The following is a 21,803-nucleotide window of genomic DNA, read 5'->3' as shown; positions in this document are numbered from 1 at the left end:
ACAGGTAACTAGCGCTTACTGCGGCCTGGCCTCCAGCCACTGCGTCAGCTTGCCCGCCAGCAAAGGCGTGGCCTCACCTGCCGCCCAGGCGGCGTGGCCGGCGCCGTAGTAGGGCGAGAGCGGATGGCCGCTTTGCCCGCCCGGCATGCTTAACAAGCCCTGCGCCTCGCGGCCCGGCGCCACCACCAGACGCTGCGACTGGCCGAAGGCCGGCTGGGCCACATGGGGGAGATTGCTGTCGCCGCCTTGCGGCTGGCTGGGCATGTCCAAGAACATCGACAGCGCGGGGATGGCCTTGGACAGTACATGCTGGATCTTGCTGGCGTTGTGTCGGCCCCATGTTGCTTGGCCCAGCGGCTGGGTGGCGCCCAGGGTGAGTTCGTTGATGGCAAGGTCTAACTGGCTCAGCAGCAGGGCGTCCCAGCTGGCGTAGGCGGGCGGCAGCAGATGGGCGGGGGCCTGGTCCAGCGCCGCGCTGGCGCTGTATTCGAACTGGGCGCGCCAGGGCGTGCGGCGCTTCTCGTCGAGCTGTTGTTCACCCAGGAAGGGCAGGGTCCAGGCGGCCCACAGGCGGTCCAGCGTTTTCAGGCGCACCGCACGCACCAGGCGGTAGGCCACTTGGTCGGCATCGGCGCGGCCATTCCAGGCTTGCAGCATGGCGGCCACCTCGTCATGGCGCTGGCTGCGCGTAAGCACCTTGCCCAGGCGCTGGGCCCAGCTCTGCATGAAGCGGGCTTCGTTGTCGAGTTGGATCGCCGCCAGGCTTTGCTCGTCGTGCTGGGCGCGCTCGCTCAGACGGTCACGAATCTGGCGGGCGCGCGCGCCCAGGTCAAAGCCGCCGTCGCCCAGGCTTTCGCCGCCGATCTGGCGGTTGTTGGCGGTCCACAGCTGGCCCTGGCTGGGGTTCTTGACGACGGGGTAGTCCGCACGGGGCATCCAGTCAGGCGCTGCGCTGTCGGGTGCTTGAAAGCGGGCGTAGCTCTGCGCCACGCCGGCCTGGCGCCACAGCCGGCCGGCAATGGTCCAGGCGATGGCTCCACGGCTGTCAGCCAGCAAGATGTTTTGATGCGGCAGGCCGCTGGTTTGGGCGATGCGCAGGCCTTCTTCGACCGAACCGGCCTGCAGCATGCCGTCCAGTTCCAGATTGAAGGCCTCGCCGCGCTGAGCGATCCAGCGCAGGGCATAGGCTTGGCCGCTGGCTTTGTCTTCGCGCACGATGGGCGCGCCCTTGAACTCGCGCACTTCCAGCGTTTGCGCGGCTTCGCCCTTGATGGCGATGGTTTCTTGGTAACGCTGAATCTGCTCGGGGGGCAGATTGGCCGGCAGTTTGATCCAGTCAAACCATTGGCCGTAGGCATTGGTGAATCCCCAAGCCAGCCGCCCATTGCTGCCCACCACCAAGCTGGGCATGCCCGGCAGCGTCAGCCCAGCGCCGCGTTGGCTTGCGCCACCCTGGCCCAGCTGCAGCTGCGCCCGGTACCAGATGCTGGGCACGGACAAGCCCAGATGCATATCGTCTGCCAGCAAGGCGCCACCGTGGGCGCTGCGCTGGCCGGACACGGCCCAGTTATTGCTGCCGATGACGGGGGCTTCGCCGCCGCTGGCCATGCTGACCCCCATCCCAAGCTCAAACCCTGACCCGCTTTCTGGCTTGAAGCTCAAGGCCTGCTTGGGCGCTGCCGCCGCTTGCTTGCGCAGGTCAAAGGCTTCGGCCGTGGGCATGGCGCCGTGCGGAGGCAGCTTGCTGCCGTCAAGCGCGGCGTCCCAGTGGCCGCCGCGCGGGTTGAGCCAGTCGAACAAAGCATCGCCGCTGAGTTCGCGCAGGCGGGCGCGCTCAAAGCCGGCATCGATGCCACTGCCTTGCAGCATCCAGAACATTTCCGCCACCACCAGCAGCGAGTCCACTTCGGTCCAGGCCTGCGGTTGAGCCTGCAGCAAAAGGTACTGCCAGGGCCGCAGTGTCTGCGCGGCTAGGCCGGCGTTGACGCCGCTGGCGTAGGCTGTCAGTAGGGCTTGGTCCGCGGCGCTGAGTTGCTGAAAGCGTTCGCTCAGGCGCACGCGCATGCGGTGCATGCGGCGCTGCTTGTCGCGCTCCAGGGCTTTGGCGCCAAACAGGGCGGACAGCTCACCCGCGGCCGAGCGGCGCGTCAGGTCCATCTCAAAAAAGCGTTCTTGCGCATGCACAAAGCCCAGGCCGCGCGCCAGATCGAGCCGGTGCTCGCCTTGCAAGACGGCCGTGCCCAAGGCGTCACGCCCTATGCTCAGGGGCGCTTGCAGGCCCGGCAGCGTGATCTTGCCATTGAGCTGGGGCAGGCTGGCGCGCAGCAGCGTCCAGGCCAGGGCGATCAGCAGGAGCAGGATCAGCAGCAGGGCAGCGAGGCTGCGGCGCAGCAGGCGCAGGCCGGATTTTTTGGGGGAGGGCGTGTTCGTCATGGTGAGGCAGTCTAGGTGGCTGCGGGGCACTCGGCCCCCCGGTCTTGCCCCATGTCGGAGCCAGGTATGCGACCATCCGCCCCATGTTCTTCGCCAAGCATGTATCGCGCCGGCAGTTCGGCCCTTGGGCGGGCGGCTTGGCCATGACTCTCTGGCCCCGTATGGATGCATTTGCACAAGCCCAGGCGCCCGCGCAGCAGCAGCTGGTCAATAGCAGCACGGCAGCCATCAAGGCGCAACAGCTCACAGCGGCGCTGCCGGCTGGCGGCGGGCCGCTGAACCTGAGTATTGAGGTCCAGGGTGAGCCGGAGAATCGCCTTGTGTTTTCATCCCTGCGCAGCACGGCCAAACTCGCGGCCATCAGCCTTTTGGATCCTCTGGGTTCGCTGGTCTGGCGCAAGACGCCTGCCGAGCTGGGGTTGACGCCGCAGGCCGATGCGGGGCGGCCCGAGCTGGGCGATGCCATCGTTTTGCCGGCGGTGCGCGATGCGGCGCCGGGGCGCTGGCGCTTGCAGCTTGAAGCAAGAGCAGGCGCCAAGGGTCAGGTCTTGCTGAGCTACCGCGTCTTGCCGCGCTTCGAGCTGAGCCTGAGTTTGTTGAGCGCCGGCAGTTCAGGCTCAATGATTGCCGCCGGTGAGCCCTTGCAGCTGGTGTTGCGTGGCCAGGATTACGGCGTGCCGCTCACCAATTGGGCGGCGACGGCGCCGCAGCTGAGTCTGCGCGATAGCCGGGGTGAACTCGTCGCCAGCCCCAAAGCCGAGGCCGGCGCGCGTACCGCGACCGGCATCTTGATCAGTGATGAGCCCGGTGCCCTGATCGCCCGCTTCATCCTGCCCGCCGCGGGGGAGTACCGGCTCACAGCCCAGCACCAATTCCGGGCCACGGCCAAGCCCCTGCAGGCCGAACTGCTGCTGCATGCCACCGCGCCCAAGGCCGCGCTGGCCTTGAGTGGGCTGCGGCTTGAGCAGCAAGCGGGCGCTGCCGGGGCTTGCGTCCGCGCCGTGCTGTTTGACTTTGCGGTGAATGTGGCCACTGCCGGCAACTATGCCTGCAATATCAGCCTGGTCGGGCCGGCGGGATCGCGCATGGTCAGCGGCTCCAGCTTGCTGGCGGCGGGGGCGGGTCGCATCTCGGTGCGGGTGAGCGCAGACAAGCTGGCCGCGCTTGGCGGGCCGCTGACGGTGCTGGCCCGGGTCGGCCTGATCCGCTTTGGGCCCAGCGAAGCGGGGCTGGTGGCCGAGTTGCAAGACGTGGCGCTGAGCGCCGAGCAGGCCAATGAACTCAGGGCCGTATACATGGCTGTATGTAGGCCCTGAGTTCGCTTTCACTTGCTTTCACTGACTCACTCACTCACTCACTCACTCACTCGCCCGCCAGACCTGCGGGCGCTGCGTTCACTCCACGCCTCTTCGACCTCAGTTGCGCGGGCAGTTGGGCGCCGTACAAGCGCGCTGGATCAAAAGCCGGGCATCTTGCAGATCGATCTTGCCGTCTCCGTTGAGGTCGCGGCGGTCGCCGGGGATCAGCGGGCTTTGGCCGCGGTACTGCATCAAGAGGTCGCGGTCGGCGGCGTTCACACTGCCATCGCCGTTGAGGTCGCCGGTGATGGTGGGGAAGTACTGCCAGCGCGAGATGGCGCTGGCGGCCACCGGCACCCGCGAAGCTTGTGCCGTGCTGCCTCCGCCCACCACCAGCACCGATTCGATGCGGTAAGGCCCGTCACTGCGTTGCAGCTTGTCGGCCAGCACCGTGGCGGTGATGGCGGTATTGCTGTTGGCAGTCAGTGCGCGGCTGAGGCCGAATTGGCCCACCTCGGCGCCTTGCGCATCAATCACCTTGAAGGAGATTTGGTAGTTGCCGGCACTGATCACGCGCAGTGGCAGGCTGAAGTCCAGCTGGCCGATATGGCCGCCGCGCAGCACCGGGCTGACGGTGGCGCCATTGGCCACCTCGATGGCGGCGGCACAGAACTGTTCCAGCGGCATGCCGCTGAAGCTCAGCGCATTGTTGCGGCGCATTTCCAGCTGCGGCGAAGCGCCCGCGAAGGCCAGCAGATCCAGCGGCTCGACGACAAAGCTGCCGCCTTCGCTGAAGTGCTGGCGGATCTCGGTCGAGCTGAATGACACGGTGGACGACAAAGCACCGGCCGCCGCCAGCGTGGTGTTGGCGCGCTTGAGCAGGCTGCCGCTGGCGCTGCCGTTGGGGCCAAGCAAGGTAGCCGCCGTGCTGTAGGTGCCGGGCAGGGCGACCGTGCCGGTCAGCGTGATATTGAGTTTGCTGATGCAGTTGTTGGCCCCGCGCGTGACCGAGCTGCTGACCGCGCCGAATGTGAAGTTGGCCGGCACGATGTCCACAAAGCCGGTGGCCGTGCGCCGCACATTGCCGCCGCCGGCGGTGGGAATGTCCACCTGGGCGTCGACCTGGTAGCGGCCGGTCTGGTTGAAGGTGTAGCCGCGGCTGTAGATACCGTCGCTGGCCAGGCCGTCGAAGTCAGCGGCCTGGCCGCTGTCCACTGCACTGACGTTGGCAATCGGATTGCCGTCCTTCTTGAGCGTGAGGCTAGGTGCCAGGCCCAGGATGGGGAGGCCCTGGTTCAAGGCCAGCACGCCCAGCGGCACCGGTTGGCCGACCCGGTAGCTTTGCCCGCTCAGCACCATGCCGACCTGGAAGGGCGACTGCGCGTAGAGGTTCAGCAGTGCAACCGTGGGCACGGGCGCGGGCGGGAAAGTGGCCAGCAAGGTCCAATTGCCGTCCACCGGGTTGGCGATCTCGGGCGTGATGAAAAGACCGCCCGGCAGCGGCGGCGTCAGGCTGGCGCCGTCCAGAAAGCTGATGCGCGGGTCATTGGCCGGGATCACGACCATGCCTTGCGGGTCGATCAGGCTGATTTGTGCCCCGCTCACTGGCAGGATCAGCTGCAGCTTCAGGCTGTTGAAAGCCGAGACCGCAATCGGCAAGCGCAGCTCGGTGGCGCCGGCCGCGATGGGCCCGGCTTGGGTGTTGGTGGCCATGGCGTTGACCAGGCCGGTGTTCTGCGCTTGGGCAGCGGGGGCCAGCAGGCTCAGGCCCAGTGCCAGGGCTTGGGCCAGGCAAAGGGTGGAGAGGCGTAGCGAGCGCAATGAATGAAAGGGGTGGCGACGAATCAAGCTCATGATGGCTCCTGGCTCAGCGCAGTTTGATGGTTTCATCAAGAATCTTGCGCACATTGCCGCCGTTCTTGACCGTCGAGTGGTTGATGCTGTTCTGGTTGCCCAGTGGCGTGCCCCAGCCCGGGTTGGCGCTGGGCAGGGCCACCACCACATCGTTGGGGCTGGCGCTGGCGTTCAGCACCGTCTGGTAGGTCAACACCGTGATGGGTGGGACCGAGGGGTCAAAGCTGGGCAGCACCTCGAAGCTCAGCTGCACGGCCGAGCTGAAGTTGCAGATGGTCATATAGGCCAGGCGCAGCGCGTTATAGGTGTAGTTGCCGAAGATGGGCACCCCGGAGATAGGGTTCATCGGGTCGATCTCGCCATTGCTGGGCTCGCGGCTGCAGTTGGGGCCGGCGTCCGCACCGATGGTGAAGGTATTGCCCACATTGCCGCGCAAGCCCGCTGAGATCGCCTGATTGGCCGATTGCGTGGTCAAGTCGTTAAGCCCCGGAGGCTGGGGCCCGGCGCCAAAGCCGCTGGCGATGCCGGCGGTGGTGCTGTCCACAAAGCGGCGGGCATAGCCGTTGGGGTCTTGGCCATTGCCTTCGTAGATGCTGGCCAGCGCGCGCTGCAGCAAGGTCAGGTCAGCCACCACCGAACCGCGGTGCGGGGTGGACAAGGTGCCCAGCGACAGCACTTCAAATTCTGGCGGGCTCAGCACAGCCATGGCTTGTGAGTCCAGGCCACCCTTGCTGTGGACGATCAGGTTGACCTTCTTGGCCTTGACCTGATCCAGATAGCCTGCAATCTGGCCCTTCAAGTCCGCTGCATTCGTCATCACCGCACCATTGCGGTTGCCGGTGAAAAAACGCTTGTAGAGCGCACCGCTCTTGTCCATGGTGTCGAGCACGCCGGGTGCCTCGGCGGCGTCCCAGGTGTCGTCTTTGGCGGCGATGCCGTGAATCAGGGCGAAGGGGTAGGCGGCGTCGAATTCAATGCCGACCCAGTCGATGGACATGCACCAGTACTCGCCATTGCCAACATTGCCGGTGTCGATGTCGACCCGAAATTCGTTCACCACGCCCGGGTTGCTCGGGCTGGCGAACTTGACCTCGCCAATGTCGACCTCGAAGGAATCATTCACCCACTGGTTGTTGAAGCCGGACAGGGTTTTGATGAAGGTGCCGTTCCAGGAAAGGTTATCGATCTCGGGGGCGTAAGTGCCATCGGTGACGGCCTTGTCGTCAATGTCATAGACCGGAAAGGAAATCTTGGCGCGCGCGCCCACCACCTTGTCGGCGACCAGCTTGCCCGGGTCTTTGAGCTTGCCCTGACCGTCGAGCTGGGTCTCGTTGACAGGGGCGGGCACCTTGAAGCGCACGACGAGCGGGCCACTGCCGCGGAAAGTGCAGCCGCTGTCCAGGCCCGCGCCGGAATTGATGACGTATTTGCCCATGTCCTGTTCGGGCGGGGTAAAGGGCGAGGTGGTCTGCGCCAGCGCGCAGGCGCTGCCAGCTAGCAGGGTCAGGCTGGCGCCTGCCTGCACAAAGGTCTTCATCATGATGGCGTCCTTTGAGTCGAAGGGGCTCAGGGTTTGCTGAGGAACACTGGGGCAGCGACAAAGATGGCGTCGCCGCGCGCATGGGCCTGGCCCTGCAGGCGGCCGCCGAGCTTGTCGGCCGGCAGCGGCTGGGCTGTGGTGATCCAGTACTCACGCCCGTCTTCCACCGCCCTCACCTTGGCGCGCGAGCCGGCGATTTGCAGCACCACGACCTCGATCGGCGTGCCTTTGGCCACCGCCGTGGCGGCCGGTGCCGATGCCGCGATTGCAAGCGGTGGTGGATTGCTGGTCTGCGCCGAGACCTGGCCTACCGCGAAGGCGGCGCTGGCCAGGCCGAGCATCCGGATGGCCCGCCCTGAGGGTCGGGTCTTGCCTGCGCTGTCGGCCTGCTTGCCCTTGCGGCGGCTCAGGCCCACGCCGGCCAGGGCCAAGGCCACCAGTGCCAAGCTGGCGGGCTCGGGCACTTGCCCGCCGCCACCCTCGGTGATGGCCACCACCGCGCGGGCCGACTGGTAGTCCACTTCCATCAGCCGGCCGCTGCTGTCCAAGAACAGCATGCCAGGGTCGCTCAAATCAATGGCGAACTCAGCGCCGCTGCTGGCCGCCAAGGCGGTGAAGCTCAGGCTCAGGAAGCGGAAGCTGTCGGCTTGGTCGGCGTCCAACAAGGCCGTGCTATTGCCCGACAGGCCAAAGGCATCGACCATGCCGGCGCCCTGGGTGGCATCACCGAAAAAGCCGATCGACCCCGGCTCGTCAAGGTCGAGCTGGTTGATGGCGCTGGCCGGGTCGATGAAGCTGACGGTGCCCAGGCCCGCCAGGGCGGCGTTGTTCAAGATATTGATGTCGAATGTACTGAGCGAGCTGCCGGCCGCTGGGCTGAAGCCGCTGATATCGAAATAGATGGTGAAGACCTCACCCACATTCACGCTGGACTTCGAGGCGCTGACGCTGATGAGCGGCGTGGCTTGTGCCGTGCCGATCCAGCCTGCGCTGGCCAAGGCAAGCGCCAGCAGCCCACGCAGCATGCCGGTGCGGAGCTGGCTCTGGATGGAGAGAGGGAAACCTAGCTTCATGAGAACTCCTGACTGAACGGTGTGATGACTGAATTCGGGTGCGGCACCTGGCGGCCAAGCAGCCATGCAGCAGCTTCAACCGCGGCCTACCGCGGTTCGTCAAGCAAAACAGTTTTTCCGGCTAAAACCTCGTGATGGCGAGGCATGCGTGCTCGCACGGCACTTCGCTGGTGCCTGGGGAAGACTGGGCCCGTCAAGACCGGGCTTTGTTGCCCGGCTCTTCGCCCGTCCGCAGAAGCTTGACTTGCACAAGCCTTGCCTTGAATGGCGCTGAGTCTATGGAGTGCTGCTGCGGCGCGCAATTTCACATCTAGGGGGGAGCGGCGCAAGGTCCCTAGAATCGCGGCATGCATTCTTTCTCTGACCCTGCCTCCGATTTACTTCGCCCCGCAATCACCCCATTCAGCCGCCGTGGCTTGTTGTTGGCGGCCCTGGCTCTGGCCGGCTGCTCCAGCACTTCCCTGACCAAAGCGCCCGAGGTGGCCCCGGCACCCAGCCCGGTTGCCGCCAGCCCTGTGGCTGCGCCTAAGCTGCCGCCGGTCTTACCCAAGCTGGGCTTGGCGCTGGGTGGTGGCGCGGCACGCGGCTTTGCGCACATCGGCGTGATTCAGGTCTTGGAAGAGCAGGGCATCAAGGTTGACCTGGTGGCAGGCACCTCGGCCGGCAGCTTGGTGGCCGCCTTGTATGCCTATGGCATGAACGGCCGTGAGCTGGCCACGCTGGCCGATGGCATGGACGAAGGGGCCATCACCGATTGGGCCTTTCCGACCCGTGGCTTGATCCGTGGCGAGGCGCTGGCGCGCTATGTGCGCGAGAAGACTGGCGGCAAGCTGATTGAGCAGATGAAGCTGCCGCTGGGCATCGTCGCCACCGATTTGTCGGACGGCTCGGGCGCGCTGTTCCGGCGTGGTGATACCGGCGTGGCGGTGCGGGCCTCAAGCTCGGTGCCGGCGGTGTTCCAGCCGGTCAAGATTGGTAACCGCGAGTATGTGGACGGCGGCCTGGTGGCACCCGTGCCGGTGCGCTTTGCCAAGCAGATGGGGGCCGAGCTGGTGTTAGCGGTGGACATTTCCTCGCCGCCGGACAAGAACCCGCCGGGTGATGCGATGCGCATGCTGATGCAGACCTTCTCCATCATGGGCCGCAGCATCAATAACTTTGAGCTCAGTGAGGCCGATGTGGTGATTCGGCCCAAGCTCGACGGTGTGGGCAGTGCCGACTTCACGGCACGTCGCCGCTCCATCCAGGCGGGTCGCGAAGCAGCTATCCTGATGCTGCCGCAGTTGCGGGCGCGCATTGAGGCCAAGACGCGTTAGTTGATTCCCTTCTCCCCCAGCCGGTTGATTCCGCCTGGCTCATCCCGCGAGGCACCGAATCATGAGCACCGCAACGATTCCGCTCTTCCCCTTGCAGTCGGTGCTCTTCCCCGGCGGCTATCTGCCGCTGCGAATTTTTGAGCCACGCTATCTGGACATGATCGCGCGCCAGCACAAGGCCGACCAGGCCTTTGGCGTGGTCAGCCTGATCGAGGGCGGCGAGCTGCGCCGCCGCGATGAGGCCTCGGCCGATGGCGCGGGCTTTGTGCGGGAGCGCTTTCACGACATCGGCACCTTGGCGCATATCGACTGGCTAGAGTCGCAAGGCCCCGGCCTGCTGCAGATCCGCTGCCATGGTGGTCAGCGCTTTCGTCTGCTTCGCAGTGAATGCCTGCCGCATGGTTTGTGGATGGGTGAGATTGAACTGCTGCCCGACGATGTGGCGGTGGCCGTGCCCGCCGATCTGGCGCCGGCCGCCGTCTTGCTGCAAACCTTGCTGCACAACCTGGAGCAGGGCGCGGCAGCGGTAGATCTGCCCTTTCAGCCGCCCTACCAGTGGAAGGACAGCGGCTGGTTGTCCAACCGCTGGAGCGAGATGCTGCCACTGGCCGACGCAGAGCGGCAGCGCCTGATGCAGCTGGACAACCCGCTGCTGCGGCTCGAGTTGGTGGCCGATCAATTGGACCGTTTGGGCCTGCCGCCGCAGGGCCGATGAGTGGGCGCGCCAGCGCCCACTTTGTGCCTCAACTCAGCAGCGTCCACACCATCAAGCCGGCCAGGGCCATGCTGATGGTGATCGAGTAGAGCAGCAGCACGGCGAAGGCGCGCAGGCCGGTGCTCCACCAGCGCGAGCGGTAGACCCGGCTCATCGCGACCAGTGGGTAGAGCATCGAGGCCAGCCCGGCCCACGCGGGCGCGCCCGACAGACCCATCAGCTTGCCCGCCATCACCAGGGCAATCATGGCGAACCAGAAGGCGTGTAAGTGCAAGGCGTAGATCAGGTGCTCGGTGTAGCGACGCCGTTTGTCCAGATAAACCAGCTTGAGCCAAAGCGCGTAACTGGGCAGCAGCAAGAACATGGCGGTACCCAGATGGCTGAAGAAGCGCGCCTGCCCTTCTTGCAGCTCGGTGGCCATGGTGGCGGGGTCGAAATTGAAGCGACGCTTGAGCCGCTCGCACGTCGAGGTGGGCAGCTTCTTGCAAAAGAAGACACCATCTTTGATGCCGGCCTCGAAGCCGCCCATGCCAATGATCTGCACATCCTTCTTGTCGGCCGTGTCGATCTTGATGAAGTCGGCCGAAGCGGTCTCCATCTGGGTGGCGGTCACAATCCGCAGCAAAATCAAGGCCAGCAGGCTGATGGTCAGGTAGATGCGCAGCGGCAGCACATAGCGGCGGCGCCGCCCGGCGAAGTACTCCAGCGTCAGCTGCCCCGGCACCATCAGCTTGGCCAGGGTGCGCCACAAAGCCCCTTCCATCGCCAGATAGCTGCCACCGAATTGCTGCAAGAACTCGCCCAGCTTGGGCGCGCGCAGCAGGGTTTCTTGGCCGCATTCGCCGCAGTACTTGGGCTTGGGGTCAGGAAAAGGGCTGGCGCAGTTGGGGCATTTGTCGTCCTGCGCGGGCGACACGGCCAGCCAGCGCGACCAGGGCCGGGGCGGGCGTTGCGCCAGCGGTGCTGGGGCGGGGGCGAGCGAGGTCGGGTCGGACATGGGGATGCGCAAGAAGGTGAGGCCGTGAGGGCTAAAAAACAGTGCCCGCATCTTATGGGCTAGCCGTCCCGCCACATGCGTGTCTGGCCAGGCTTGGGGTCAGGTCTTGCCGCGCTGGCTTGAAAAGCGTTCGGCCATAAAAAAACCCAGCGCAAGCGCTGGGCTGAATCGGTGCAGGCATGCACCGAGGAGACAAACTTGGCCGGCTAACTGACTGATCTACCGGCTGCAAGGCCGCTGCACCGAGGCCATCAAGGCCCGAGCGGCGGCTTGCTGATTCGTTCGCTGACTGATCAGGCTGCGGCGCGCTTGGTGGCGCGGGTGGCGGTCTGAGTGGCAGTCTGGCTGGCCTTGACGGCCGAGTTGGTGGCGGCTTCGAAGTTGGCTTCGGCGACGTCAGCAGCTTGCTTGGCGGCCTTTTGCACGGACTCGAAAGCGTTGTTGGCGGCGGCAACAGCCGACTTCACCAGGGCAACAGCGTTCTCGGTGCCGGCAGGGGCGTTCTTGGCAGCGCTCTCAACCACGGCCGAGAACTTGGCTTGGATGTCGGCCAACTGGGCTTCAGCAACCTTGGCCACTTCGGCATTGGTGCTGGAAGCGATGTCGTACAGGTGACGGCTGTAGGAAGCGGCCTTCTCGGCGCTGGGTTGCAGCAACGAGGATTGCAGGGCCAGCAGCTCTTGAGCGTCCTTCACCGACAGGGCAGCGTGAGTGGACTCAGCCACTTCACCCAGGGCCGTCTTGGCCACTTGCAGGTTCAGTTCGACGAGCTTCTCGACGCCTTCAAACGCCTTGTTCGTCAGGCCGAACAGGGTTTCGATATTGGCTTTGTGGGCGGCGATGATTTGTTCTGCGGTCAGCATGATGGAGCACTCCTTGAATTGGGGGCTACCCCCGTGTTTATCTGCAAAGTCAAACTTCGACAGTGAAATGTTGCACTGCAACAAACCGAAGTATAGGGAGGGGCATTTCTTTTGCAAGCACTTTTTTGTTGCAATGCAGCAAAAAAATGTAATAAGGCCAAGCCGGGCGGTTGTTGCCCTGCAAGTTCTTGCCAAGCCAGCATGCGCGCAGGGCGTGACGTGCTCATGACTTTGTCTAGCGACAGCGGGGGCGCATTGTGCTTGTCTCGTGCCCTCTTCTTCAGTTCCGAGTCGACCTGACAGCGTGTCGACTGATACGGAGTGGGTCCATGGCGCCGCAGCATAGAAAGGGAGCAGGGCGCCAATAGCGGCCTCGCAGAGTCCAAACTTGCTTGACTGCCCCGTTAGGTGCGACTTGAAATGGAAGGGCTGTGGCTGCCCGTCATTGTGTTTGGCCTTTGTCTTTGCGCCTGCGCTTGCTCATTGCTCTGCCAACTGCTGAAGCCACGCCCACCAGCAGCATGATCGGAAGTGCCAAGACGAGGGCAATGCCAAAACCGTAAGCAGCGGGTTCGTTACCAGCTCCGCCTGAAGCTCAGAGCCCCGCAAAAAGCAGCCCCAGCATGCCAAGCCCAAACCAGCCAGCATTGGAAGTTTTGGCCTCATGGGCCGAGCGATAGCCCCTCGCATATGCGATGCTGGCAATGATGAGCGCGAGGATGAGGACCAAGGTGGCAGCCATTTGCACCTCCTAGGGAGAAGGGGTCAGTTCTCTCATTTTGCACATTTGGGTCGCTGAAATCGTGCACGAGATCCCCTCACACGCAAGCGCATCCTTCGTCACGCGGGAGTATCGCCATGTCAGACCTGAATCCTGTCTTCCACGAACTCAAGTCGATCTTGGCGCCGTACGCCAAGACACTCGATGCAAAGAAGGACGATGAGTCCGAGCTGTACCTCGACACCAAACACATCCAGGCGAACAAGAAGCCACTATTCTTCGGTGCGGTTCAGCTTAAGAAGTCATTCGTCAGCTTCCACTTGATGCCTGTGTACCTGAAGCCTGATCTTCTGGACGCTATCTCGCCAGAGCTCAAGGCTCGCATGCAAGGGAAGTCATGCTTCAACTTCAAGGAAGTCGACAAGCCGCTTTTCGAACAGTTGGCCGCCCTCACGCAAACGGGATTGGCCAGCTACAAGGCGCAGGGGTTTGTGTAGTTCGCTTGGGCATTGCTCATTACTCGGGAGAAGTGCCATCGTGTGCAGTTTGGCTTGATGCAATTTGGGCGGCCTGACCCCTTGCTGGCCCCAATCAACTTAGAACAGAAGGAAGACCCTCGTGACCTTGGACACCTCACGCCCACTTGCGTCTGAACACAGACTTCGGCGACTGGAAGATCCCGTCGGCGATTTTCCGTTCTACAACGATGCACCCACGACGATTTCAGCTCGGCAGTGGTTGTTCGTCCTGGGAGCGGTCGCGGCCGGTTTTCTCGTCTTGGTCTTGCCGATTCCTTGGCCCGGTGGGGTGCTCGGGGCCCTGATTCCGGCCGTTTTGTTTCCGGTATTGCCAATGGTGGCGCTGGCGCATGTTGCGCCTAAACATTGGACCGTGATTTTCGGCAAGGTGGGCGTGCGCGAACTGCGCTTGATGCTTGGCTTTGCTTTGCTAAACATCGTTGTCAGCATGAGCATCGGTGCCATCGTTAGCGTGCTGACGGAAGTCACGCCCAATGGCGCCGCGCAGCTCTTGGGCTCTATGGACGCAGCGGGACGCATGGCCTTCTTTGCCAAAACCGTGCCTCAATTGTTTGGCGAAGAGCTTCTCACGCTGCTGCCTTTTCTGGCCTTGATGCAGGCGCTTTCGGTCCATTTCGGCGCCGGGCGCAAGGGCGCCATCATCAGCGCATGGCTGATCTCTTCATTGCTCTTTGGCCTGATTCATTTGCCCACCTATGACTGGAACCTGATCCAGTGCATCGTCGTGATCGGCTCTGCGCGCTTGGTACTCACCTTGCCCTGGATCTTGACCAAGAACATCTGGGTTTCGACCGGCGCGCATATCGTGAATGACTGGCTGCTGTTCGGCGTGGGCTTGCTCTTCGCTGGGCTGATGGGGAAGGCTTGAGGGTGTGGTGGCAGGGTCAGCGCTCCCAATTTGCACATTTGGTTTGCTGCATTTTGGAAGGCCTGAGCCCTGACCCGTGACGTGATGACTTAGCCCCGCCGGCGACGGAGCGCACCGATGCCGCACAAGCCGATGCCGAAGAGCACAAGGCTGGCCGGTTCGGGGACGTTGGGGGTGATAGGCGCAAAGGGCAGGAAGGCCACTGAAGTTATCCCCTCAGGGCTGGTCGTGACGTCAAGCCCGCCGCCGAGGCCATCGCTGCCGCTGAGCAAGCCGGTGCAGCTATTGGAAAGCGTATTCATCTGCAAGGTCACCGCGCCCGTCTTGGCCAGTACGCGCCCGCAGCTGTCCCTTGCCCCTGTATTCAAACTGATGCTGGCGACGGCAAGGATATTGCCCATGAAACTCGTATTGCTGCCCAGCGTGGCCGAGCTGCCTACGTTCCAGAAGACGCCTGCACCCTGTCCGGTATTGGTGACGCTGACCACCGAGTTTGCTGAGGTAATGAGGGTGCTGGCCATCTGGAACACCCAGGCCGCATTGGCATTGCCTTGCCCGTCCAGAATGAGTGCGCCTGACAAATTGCTCGTGCCGGCCGGCACGGTGTAGACGCCAGGAGTGAGTGTCATGCCAACCAGATCGGCGCCTAACAGGGTGCCGACCCCGAGGGAGGAAAGATTGGTGATGGCCGAGGTGAGTTGGCCCTGTGCAGCCGCGGCGCCTGCAGTCCCCGCGTGGACAAGACCACTCGTCACTTGCGGGTCGGCGACCGCAAGGCCCGGAGAGGACAAAAAGCCCGTGATGGCATTGGCCCCGCCACTTGACCACACGCCGACATTGCCGGAAATGGTGCTGGTGGGCACATTGGTCACCGTGGCTGCGCCCAGCACCGTGAAAGTGGACAAGTCAGTGCCCAACAAGGGCAAGGCCATGGCGGAGTTTGCGCCGACCATCGCCAATAGCAGCGCCGAGGTCGCAAAGTTGGTGCCAAGGGCGCGACTCCTGGGCGGCATGCTGATCTTCGAATTGATGTTCATCACGTGACCACTCCCTTGCTGCTGAGATGCGCCGGCTGCGAATCAGCGGCATGCACGCTGCTGACCATAAACCGCACATAAATCAGGTCTGTGCGTTGGCATACACAAGCGGTTCCCGCGTGAAGCTGCAGCGCCAGCGAGATGGGGTCTGAGATGAAGGCGGGCCGCCCTTTCAGCGCAATGGGTTCGCTGCAATTTGGGAGACCTGACCCCGTGCGGAGAGCGACCCCGTGCAGACGGAGGGCTTGGGCTTGAGCCTACTCGTTGATGGCGTCGACGACGGCAGTTACTACGGTCTTTAGCTCGTCCCCCGAGTACCCGATGAAGACCTTTTTGACCATGCCATCACGGCCAATAATCGTCAGGTGCGGGATCGGCCCGCCTTTGTAGGTTTTCTGCGCGGTCTTGTATGGGTCGTTACTCAGGGTCATCTTCCAGTCGGCCATGTCGCGGGTGACCTTGCGAAACACATCCCGATCCTCAATGTTCACTGCGATCACTCGCAGCTTGTCGGGGCCAAGTACCCGCTGCAGCTTTTCAAGCATTGGCAGTTCAACCTGGCAAGGCCCACACCAAGACGCCCAGAAGGTCACGGCATGCACTTGAGCAGGGCTGTCTGGGATGCGAACTAGATCTCCGTTCTTGGCTCTGCCCAACTCGTTGGGGGCTTTCTCGCCCAGTTGCAACTGCGCCATGGCGCCAAGGGGAAGGGCCGCGAGATGCATTGTGATGACAAGGCGGGCGAGTCGTGGTGTATTCATTCGGGGGGCAAGAGATGGCGAGATGGGGTCAGGTCTTGCATTTTGCACACTTGGTTCGCTCAAATCTGGGAGGCCTGCCCCCAGACCGGACCTCGGGATCCGTGCCTCCCCTGAGGCTGCTTGCAGTGCCGTTTGCGCTCTAGTCCCCCTGCGGAACTCCCCCGGCGGCACTTCATCCGCCCTGGGCGCAGGCCGTGCCACCGCCTGCGCTGCCCGTCGCAGCCCGCCCCAGCTGCGCCTTGCTGAGGTCTATGCTGCGGGTCTCAATTCCTTCTCATGAGGTGCTCATCCATGACTCCTGTTCGCGCTTTCGGTCTTGCTCCCCTCTCCCTGCTGCCGCTGAGTCTGGCGCTGGCCGCATCCTTGGCGACAGCCGCGCATGCAGCCACCGCGCCCGTAGCCAAGGCCGACAGTCTGGCGGCCGAAACGCCGCTGATCGCCCGCTCTGCCTTGTTTGGCAACCCGGTCAAGAGCGGCGCCCAGTTGAGCCCGGACGGCCAGTGGCTGTCCTGGATGGCACCCGTGAATGGCGTGATGAACGTCTGGGTGGCGCCGGCCGACAAGCCCGAGGCGGCAAAGTCCATCACCGAATCCAAGGACCGCCCGATCCCGAGTCATTTCTGGTCCGGCAACAGCCAGCAGGTGCTGTTCGTCAAAGACAACGCCGGCGACGAGAACTTCCACCTCTACGGCGTGGACATCAAGACCGGCGCCCAGCGCGACTACACGCCCTTCGACAAGGTGCGCGTGCGCCCCACGGGTTTCTCGACCCGTCGTGTCGATGAAATCCTGATCGGCATCAACAACCGCGACCCGCGCTGGCACGATGTGCATCTGCTCAACCTCAAGACCGGTGAGCTCAAGCTGGTGATGCAGGCGGATGGTTTTGCCGGCTTCCAGGCCGACAACGATCTGAACCTGCGCCTGGCCATGCGCCCCAACGGCGCCGGCGGCATGGACTTCTTCAAGGTGCAAGACGGCAAGGTCGAAGACAAACCCAGTCTGAGTACCAATCTGGAGAACAGCAGCACCTCGCCCCTGGGCTTTACCCACGACGGCAAGACCCTGTATTGGATGGACTCCCGCGAGACCGACACCACTGCCGTGATCGCCGAAGACGTGGCCAGCGGCAAGCGCACCGTGCTGGCACAAGATGCCCGCGCCGACCTGGGCGCCACGCTGCGTGACCCGGCCAGCGGCGTGGTGCAAGCCTATGCCGTCGAGTACCTGGACAGCGAATGGAAGTTCCTGGACAAAACACTCCAGGCCGATTTCGATTGGCTGCAGAAGCAGCTGGGCAAGGGCGAGGTCTACGTCGCCAGCCGCACCCGCAACGACGACAAATGGATCGTCGGCATCGACCCGGTGTCCAAGGTTGCAGCCACCTACCTCTACGACCGCAAGGCCAAAAAACTGCAGGCGCTCTACGTCGCCCGCCCCGAGCTGCAGGGCGCGCCGCTTGTGGACATGCACGGTGTGGAAATCAAGGCCCGCGATGGCCTGATCCTGCCCAGCTACCTGACCCTGCCCAAGGATGCCGACAAGAACGGTGATGGCAAGGCCGACAAGCCCGTGCCCCTGGTGCTGTTCGTGCACGGCGGTCCCTGGGCCCGTGACGGCCATGGCTACAACGGCTATCACCAGTGGCTGGCCAACCGCGGCTATGCCGTGCTGGCGGTCAACTTCCGTGCCTCCACAGGCTTTGGCAAGAAGTTCCTCAATGCCGGCAACAAGCAGTGGGGCCTGGCCATGCACAACGACCTGCTGGACGCGGTGGACTGGGCCATCAAGCAAGGCGTGACCACCAAGGACAAGGTCGCCATCATGGGTGGCAGTTATGGCGGCTACGCGGCCCTGGCCGGTGTGGCCTTCACGCCCACCACCTTCGCCTGCGCGGTGGACATCGTCGGCCCCTCGAACCTGGAAACCCTGCTCGGCACCATCCCCCCGTACTGGGAAGCCGGCAAGAAGCAGATGTATAGCCGCATGGGTGACCCGACGACCGAGGAGGGCAAAGCCATCCTGCGCGCCGCCTCGCCGCTCTACAAGGCCGACCAGATCGTGCGCCCGCTGCTGATCGGCCAAGGCGCCAACGACCCGCGCGTCAAGCAAGCCGAAAGCGACCAGATCGTTCAGGCCATGCAGGCCAAGAAGATCCCGGTCACCTATGTGCTCTACCCCGATGAAGGCCATGGCTTCAACAAGCCCAATAACCGCATCGGCTTCAACGCCGTGGCCGAGAGCTTCCTGGGCCAATGCCTGGGCGGCCGCGTCGAGCCTTTGGGCGAAACCGTGCGCCAATCGACTGCGCAGATCGTGACGGGTGCAGAGCATGTGCCGGGGCTGGAGGCTGCGGCGAAGAAGTAAGTCGCAAGGCCAGTAGCCTATCACCGCTCGCTCATGGGCGGTGATCCGCGCCCCTGGGGTCTGTCATGACCCAGGGGCGCTTTCCTTGAAGGGTGGGCACTGACCTCCCGGACCCCCTGCAGCTACAGCCGCCCCAATGACGCCGGCATGACAGACCCTCAGCCGCAGTTCCGGCTATCGTCTGTCCCCATGCGCGCCTTTCATTCCGATGCCTTCAGTTTGGCCCTGCCGCCCGGCCACCCGTTTCCGCAGTCCAAATACCGTTTGCTGCGTGAGCATTTCGAGGCCAGCCCGGGGCTCTTGCGCATGCAGCCTGCCGAGCCCGCCAGTGAGGGCGAGCTGGCGCTGGCGCACACCCAGGACTATGTGGACGCTGTCTTGCAGGGCCATTTGAGCGCCGCGCAGCAGCGCGAGATTGGCTTCCCCTGGTCGCCGCAGATGGCGGAGCGCTCGCGCCGCTCGGTGGGCGCCACCATCATGGCGGCGCGGGCGGCCTTGTTTGAGGGCGAGGGCGTGGCCGCCAATATGGCCGGCGGCACCCATCATGCGCAGGCGGACAAGGGCTCGGGCTATTGCGTCTTCAACGATGTGGCGGTGGCCGCCCGGCTGATGCAGGCGGAATGGCATCGTGAGTCCAACAAGGGCGCCAACGCCCGGCTGCTGCGCGTGCTGGTGATCGATCTGGACGTGCACCAAGGCAATGGCACGGCAGCCATTTTTCGGGATGACCCGAGCGTGTTCACCTTTTCCATGCACGGGGCCAAGAACTTCCCCTTCCGCAAGCAACCCAGCGACCTTGATGTGGAGCTGGCCGATGGCTGCGGCGACGGCGACTATCTGGCCGCGCTGACGGCGGCGCTGCGCCAGATCGACGCAGCCGGGCCATTCCAGCTGGCGTTTTACCTGGCCGGGGCCGACCCGCATGAGGGCGACCGGCTGGGCCGGCTCAAACTAACCAGCGCCGGGATGCTGGCGCGTGACCAGCAGGTGCTGGACTTCTTGCGCCAGCGCCGCATCCCGGTGGCCCTGAGCATGGCCGGCGGCTACGGCCGCGAACTCAGCACCACGGTGGCCTGCCAGGTCGCGACGCTGGAGGCGGCGGCGCGCAGCTGGCAACTTTGGCAGCAGTGGTGGCAGCCTGGGGATGAGCCGAATTCCGCCAATGCCTTGCCCGCCAGCCCAGGCGAGCCATCCAATCCGAACCCAATGCAAGAATGCAAGCCATGACCGCCAGCGCACCCAGCACCAACAACAATCCCCGCCCCGTGGCCGACGGCCGCGACAGCTACGCCCGCTTTGTACTGCTGAGCACCCGCTGGATGGACAACGACGCCTACGGCCACCTCAACAATGTGGTCTACCTGAGCTTGTTCGACACGGCGGTCAACCAATACTTGATCGAAGCCGGCGCGCTGGATCTGCACCACGGCGCCGTCATCGGCCTGGTGGTGGAGACGCATTGCAATTACTTCGACTCCCTGGCCTACCCGCAGCGCATCGAGGCCGGCTTGCGGGTGCACAGCCAGGGCCGCTCCAGCGTGCGCTACGAGATCGGCTTGTTCGCCGAAGGCGCCGCGCTGTGCGCCGCGCGCGGGCACTTCGTGCATGTTTATGTGGACCGCCAGAACCGGCGGCCGGTAGCCCAATTGCCTGATGCTTATCTGAGTGCTTTGAAAGGACTGACCCTGTGACAACGCCTACGCCTGAAGCCCAACGTTTTGCCATGCCCACGCCCGCCGAGACGGCCGCTGTGGACGCCGCGATTGAAACCCGCCACTCCATGCGCGCCTTCACGCCCGAGGCGGTGCCGCGTGAAACGCTGGAAGACATCTTGCGCGTGGCCTCACGTGCGCCCTCCGGCACCAACACTCAGCCCTGGCAGGTGCATGTGCTGACGGGTGCGGCCAAGCAGCGCCTGAGCGACCGCATCCTGGCCGCCTATCTGGACCCAGCCCAGAACGCCGCGCACCAGGAGGAATACGCCTACTACCCGCAGCAATGGGCTTCGCCCTATATTGACCGCCGCCGCAAAGTGGGCTGGGACCTCTACGGTTTGCTGGACATTGCCAAGACCGACAAGGCGCGCATGCAGCACCAGCACGGCCGCAACTACCAATTCTTCGACGCACCGGTGGGCCTGATCTTCACCATCGACCGCGTGATGCAGCAAGGCAGCTGGCTGGATTACGGCATGTTCTTGCAGAACATCATGATCGCGGCCCGCGCCCGGGGCCTGCACACCTGCCCGCAAGCCGCCTTCACCCAATTCCACGCCCTGATTGCGGATGAGCTGCAGCTCGCCCCCACGCAGATGCTGGTGTGCGGCATGGCCCTGGGCTTTGCCGACCCGGCCGCGGTGGAAAACAGCCTGGTGACCGAGCGCGCTGCGGTGGCCGAGTTCACCCGCTTTCTGGCTTGAACGGGTGCAGCGCATGAAGCCCAAAGTCCTGATCGCCCGGCGTATTTTTCCCGACGTGGTGGCGCGCCTGCGCGAGCACTTCGAGGTGGAGTGGTACGACGAAAACGAACCGCTGACGCCCGCGCAACTGCAGCGCCGCCTAGCCGGCAAGCAAGGCCTGTTTGCCTCGGGCACCGAGCAGATCACGGCTGAACTGCTGGACGCCTGCCCGGAGCTGAAGGCGGTGTGCCTGATGACCGTGGGCTACAACAATGTGGATGTGGCGGCCTGCACGGCGCGCGGCGTGCTGCTGACCAACGCGCCCGATGTGCTGACCGAAACCACCGCCGACTTTGGCTTCGCCCTGATGATGGCGGCCGCCCGCCGCATCAGCGAGAGCGAGCATTTCCTGCGCCGGGGCGACTGGACCCAGTGGCGGGTGGATCTCTTTGCCGGCGCCGATATTCACGGCAGCACCCTGGGCATTCTGGGCATGGGCCGCATCGGCCAGGCCATTGCCAAACGTGGTGCCCTGGGCTTTGGCATGCAGGTGATTTATCACAACCGCAGCCGCCTTAGCCCTGAGCAAGAAGCACCGCTGGGCGCGCAGTGGGTCAGCAAGCAAGAGCTGCTGAGCCGCGCGGACCACATGGTGATCGTCGTGCCCTACACGCCCGAGTCGCACCACCTCATCCAGGCGCAAGACCTGGCCCTGATGAAGCGCAGCGCCACCCTGACCAATATCGCGCGTGGCGGCGTGGTGGATGAAGACGCGCTGGCCCAGGCGCTGGGCGAGGGCCGCTTGGCCGCAGCGGGTCTGGACGTGTTCGAAGGCGAACCGACGGTGAACCCGCGCCTGCTGGCGCTCAACAATGTGGTCTTGACGCCCCATATCGCCAGTGCCTCGGTGCCCACCCGGCGAGCCATGTGCAATCTGGCGGCTGACAACCTGATCGCGGCGCTGACCGGGGGCCAGGTCTTGACGGCGGTGAATGGGCGCGAGTTGGCGGCCTGATGATTTCA

General features: G+C 64.3%; 19 protein-coding genes. 10 read left to right on the top strand and 9 right to left on the bottom strand.

Going from position 1 to position 21,803, the window contains the following annotated elements:
* Positions 1–15: 15 nt before the first annotated feature.
* Positions 16–2,433 carry a penicillin acylase family protein gene (locus tag AABB87_RS21845; RefSeq protein ID WP_341973422.1) on the bottom strand — a complete coding sequence of 806 codons (2,418 nt, stop codon included), beginning with the start codon at positions 2,431–2,433 and terminating at the stop codon, positions 16–18.
* Positions 2,434–2,594: 161 nt separating this feature from the next.
* Here AABB87_RS21845 and AABB87_RS21840 point away from each other — a divergent pair, with 161 nt between their 5' ends.
* On the top strand, positions 2,595–3,749 hold the full coding sequence (locus AABB87_RS21840) for a hypothetical protein (protein ID WP_341973421.1): 1,155 nt from the start codon (positions 2,595–2,597) through the stop codon (positions 3,747–3,749).
* 99 nt (positions 3,750–3,848) lie between these two features.
* Here AABB87_RS21840 and AABB87_RS21835 read toward each other — a convergent pair whose 3' ends face one another.
* Genes AABB87_RS21835 through AABB87_RS21825 form a run of 3 tightly spaced genes read right to left on the bottom strand, consistent with a single transcriptional unit; the run spans position 3,849 to position 8,198 of the window.
* Positions 3,849–5,585, bottom strand: coding sequence for a dockerin type I repeat-containing protein (locus AABB87_RS21835; protein ID WP_341973420.1), 1,737 nt, complete (start codon positions 5,583–5,585; stop codon positions 3,849–3,851).
* Positions 5,586–5,598: 13 nt separating this feature from the next.
* Positions 5,599–7,125 (bottom strand): esterase/lipase family protein, encoded by a 1,527-nt coding sequence (locus AABB87_RS21830; protein ID WP_341973419.1) that lies wholly within the window; start codon positions 7,123–7,125, stop codon positions 5,599–5,601.
* 26 nt (positions 7,126–7,151) lie between these two features.
* Positions 7,152–8,198, bottom strand: coding sequence for a PEP-CTERM sorting domain-containing protein (locus AABB87_RS21825; protein ID WP_341973418.1), 1,047 nt, complete (start codon positions 8,196–8,198; stop codon positions 7,152–7,154).
* 347 nt (positions 8,199–8,545) lie between these two features.
* Between AABB87_RS21825 and AABB87_RS21820 the strand changes: the two genes are divergently transcribed.
* Entirely contained in the window at positions 8,546–9,514 is a 969-nt protein-coding gene (locus AABB87_RS21820) for a patatin-like phospholipase family protein (RefSeq protein ID WP_341973417.1), read from the top strand.
* A 61-nt stretch (positions 9,515–9,575) separates the two neighbouring features.
* Entirely contained in the window at positions 9,576–10,229 is a 654-nt protein-coding gene (locus tag AABB87_RS21815) for an LON peptidase substrate-binding domain-containing protein (protein ID WP_341973416.1), read from the top strand.
* A 28-nt stretch (positions 10,230–10,257) separates the two neighbouring features.
* Here the strand turns inward: AABB87_RS21815 and AABB87_RS21810 are convergent, their stop codons facing one another.
* The 3 genes from AABB87_RS21810 to AABB87_RS21800 form a co-directional block, all read right to left on the bottom strand.
* Entirely contained in the window at positions 10,258–11,226 is a 969-nt protein-coding gene (locus AABB87_RS21810; protein WP_341973415.1) for a DUF3667 domain-containing protein, read from the bottom strand.
* Positions 11,227–11,519: 293 nt separating this feature from the next.
* Positions 11,520–12,089, bottom strand: coding sequence for a TIGR01841 family phasin (phaP, locus tag AABB87_RS21805; protein ID WP_269465248.1), 570 nt, complete (start codon positions 12,087–12,089; stop codon positions 11,520–11,522).
* 595 nt (positions 12,090–12,684) lie between these two features.
* Entirely contained in the window at positions 12,685–12,831 is a 147-nt protein-coding gene (locus tag AABB87_RS21800; protein ID WP_341973414.1) for a hypothetical protein, read from the bottom strand.
* A gap of 116 nt (positions 12,832–12,947) precedes the next feature.
* Here AABB87_RS21800 and AABB87_RS21795 point away from each other — a divergent pair, with 116 nt between their 5' ends.
* Together AABB87_RS21795 and AABB87_RS21790 are read left to right on the top strand one after the other, a co-directional pair.
* A complete protein-coding gene (locus AABB87_RS21795) occupies positions 12,948–13,307 on the top strand; it encodes a hypothetical protein (RefSeq protein ID WP_341973413.1) in 360 nt (119 codons plus the stop codon).
* A gap of 121 nt (positions 13,308–13,428) precedes the next feature.
* Positions 13,429–14,217 (top strand): CPBP family intramembrane glutamic endopeptidase, encoded by a 789-nt coding sequence (locus AABB87_RS21790; protein WP_341973412.1) that lies wholly within the window; start codon positions 13,429–13,431, stop codon positions 14,215–14,217.
* An 89-nt stretch (positions 14,218–14,306) separates the two neighbouring features.
* On the opposite strand, the gene AABB87_RS21785 is transcribed toward AABB87_RS21790, so the two are convergent.
* A complete protein-coding gene (locus AABB87_RS21785) occupies positions 14,307–15,254 on the bottom strand; it encodes a DUF3494 domain-containing protein (protein WP_341973411.1) in 948 nt (315 codons plus the stop codon).
* Positions 15,255–15,511: 257 nt separating this feature from the next.
* The gene (locus AABB87_RS21780) at positions 15,512–16,015 is read right to left on the bottom strand and encodes a TlpA disulfide reductase family protein (RefSeq protein ID WP_341973410.1); all 504 of its coding nucleotides are present in this window, start codon (positions 16,013–16,015) and stop codon (positions 15,512–15,514) included.
* A 291-nt stretch (positions 16,016–16,306) separates the two neighbouring features.
* Between AABB87_RS21780 and AABB87_RS21775 the strand changes: the two genes are divergently transcribed.
* The 5 genes from AABB87_RS21775 (at position 16,307) to AABB87_RS21755 (ending at position 21,795) form a co-directional block, all read left to right on the top strand.
* Positions 16,307–18,382 (top strand): S9 family peptidase, encoded by a 2,076-nt coding sequence (locus AABB87_RS21775; protein ID WP_341973409.1) that lies wholly within the window; start codon positions 16,307–16,309, stop codon positions 18,380–18,382.
* 189 nt (positions 18,383–18,571) lie between these two features.
* On the top strand, positions 18,572–19,609 hold the full coding sequence (locus AABB87_RS21770; RefSeq protein ID WP_341973457.1) for a histone deacetylase family protein: 1,038 nt from the start codon (positions 18,572–18,574) through the stop codon (positions 19,607–19,609).
* Positions 19,597–20,073, top strand: a complete 477-nt coding sequence (locus tag AABB87_RS21765; RefSeq protein ID WP_445944900.1) for an acyl-CoA thioesterase — start codon at positions 19,597–19,599, stop codon at positions 20,071–20,073. The genes AABB87_RS21770 and AABB87_RS21765 overlap by 13 nt, the downstream gene beginning before the upstream one ends.
* A gap of 32 nt (positions 20,074–20,105) precedes the next feature.
* Positions 20,106–20,801, top strand: a complete 696-nt coding sequence (locus tag AABB87_RS21760; protein WP_341973456.1) for a nitroreductase — start codon at positions 20,106–20,108, stop codon at positions 20,799–20,801.
* Positions 20,802–20,814: 13 nt separating this feature from the next.
* Positions 20,815–21,795, top strand: a complete 981-nt coding sequence (locus tag AABB87_RS21755) for a 2-hydroxyacid dehydrogenase (protein WP_341973407.1) — start codon at positions 20,815–20,817, stop codon at positions 21,793–21,795.
* Positions 21,796–21,803 lie beyond the last annotated feature (8 nt).

Source organism: Roseateles sp. PN1, from assembly GCF_038419725.1.
Lineage (GTDB): Bacteria > Pseudomonadota > Gammaproteobacteria > Burkholderiales > Burkholderiaceae_C > Paucibacter_A.
Note: the sequence above shows the minus strand (reverse complement) of the source record. Positions and strands in the feature narration are given on the sequence as shown.

Bases quoted from the DNA above. Each gene is read 5' to 3' on its own strand.
- AABB87_RS21770 (WP_341973457.1), top strand. From the start codon at position 18,572: ATGCGCGCCTTTCATTCCGATGCCTTCAGTTTGGCCCTGCCGCCCGGC.
- AABB87_RS21775 (WP_341973409.1), top strand. From the start codon at position 16,307: ATGACTCCTGTTCGCGCTTTCGGTCTTGCTCCCCTCTCCCTGCTGCCG.
- AABB87_RS21815 (WP_341973416.1), top strand. From the start codon at position 9,576: ATGAGCACCGCAACGATTCCGCTCTTCCCCTTGCAGTCGGTGCTCTTC.
- AABB87_RS21760 (WP_341973456.1), top strand. From the start codon at position 20,106: ATGCCCACGCCCGCCGAGACGGCCGCTGTGGACGCCGCGATTGAAACC.
- AABB87_RS21795 (WP_341973413.1), top strand. From the start codon at position 12,948: ATGTCAGACCTGAATCCTGTCTTCCACGAACTCAAGTCGATCTTGGCG.
- AABB87_RS21755 (WP_341973407.1), top strand. From the start codon at position 20,815: ATGAAGCCCAAAGTCCTGATCGCCCGGCGTATTTTTCCCGACGTGGTG.
- AABB87_RS21800 (WP_341973414.1), bottom strand. From the start codon at position 12,831: ATGGCTGCCACCTTGGTCCTCATCCTCGCGCTCATCATTGCCAGCATC.
- AABB87_RS21780 (WP_341973410.1), bottom strand. From the start codon at position 16,015: ATGAATACACCACGACTCGCCCGCCTTGTCATCACAATGCATCTCGCG.
- AABB87_RS21835 (WP_341973420.1), bottom strand. From the start codon at position 5,585: ATGAGCTTGATTCGTCGCCACCCCTTTCATTCATTGCGCTCGCTACGC.
- AABB87_RS21840 (WP_341973421.1), top strand. From the start codon at position 2,595: ATGGATGCATTTGCACAAGCCCAGGCGCCCGCGCAGCAGCAGCTGGTC.
- AABB87_RS21825 (WP_341973418.1), bottom strand. From the start codon at position 8,198: ATGAAGCTAGGTTTCCCTCTCTCCATCCAGAGCCAGCTCCGCACCGGC.
- AABB87_RS21830 (WP_341973419.1), bottom strand. From the start codon at position 7,125: ATGATGAAGACCTTTGTGCAGGCAGGCGCCAGCCTGACCCTGCTAGCT.
- AABB87_RS21820 (WP_341973417.1), top strand. From the start codon at position 8,546: ATGCATTCTTTCTCTGACCCTGCCTCCGATTTACTTCGCCCCGCAATC.
- AABB87_RS21765 (WP_445944900.1), top strand. From the start codon at position 19,597: ATGCAAGCCATGACCGCCAGCGCACCCAGCACCAACAACAATCCCCGC.
- phaP (WP_269465248.1), bottom strand. From the start codon at position 12,089: ATGCTGACCGCAGAACAAATCATCGCCGCCCACAAAGCCAATATCGAA.
- AABB87_RS21785 (WP_341973411.1), bottom strand. From the start codon at position 15,254: ATGAACATCAATTCGAAGATCAGCATGCCGCCCAGGAGTCGCGCCCTT.
- AABB87_RS21810 (WP_341973415.1), bottom strand. From the start codon at position 11,226: ATGTCCGACCCGACCTCGCTCGCCCCCGCCCCAGCACCGCTGGCGCAA.
- AABB87_RS21845 (WP_341973422.1), bottom strand. From the start codon at position 2,433: ATGACGAACACGCCCTCCCCCAAAAAATCCGGCCTGCGCCTGCTGCGC.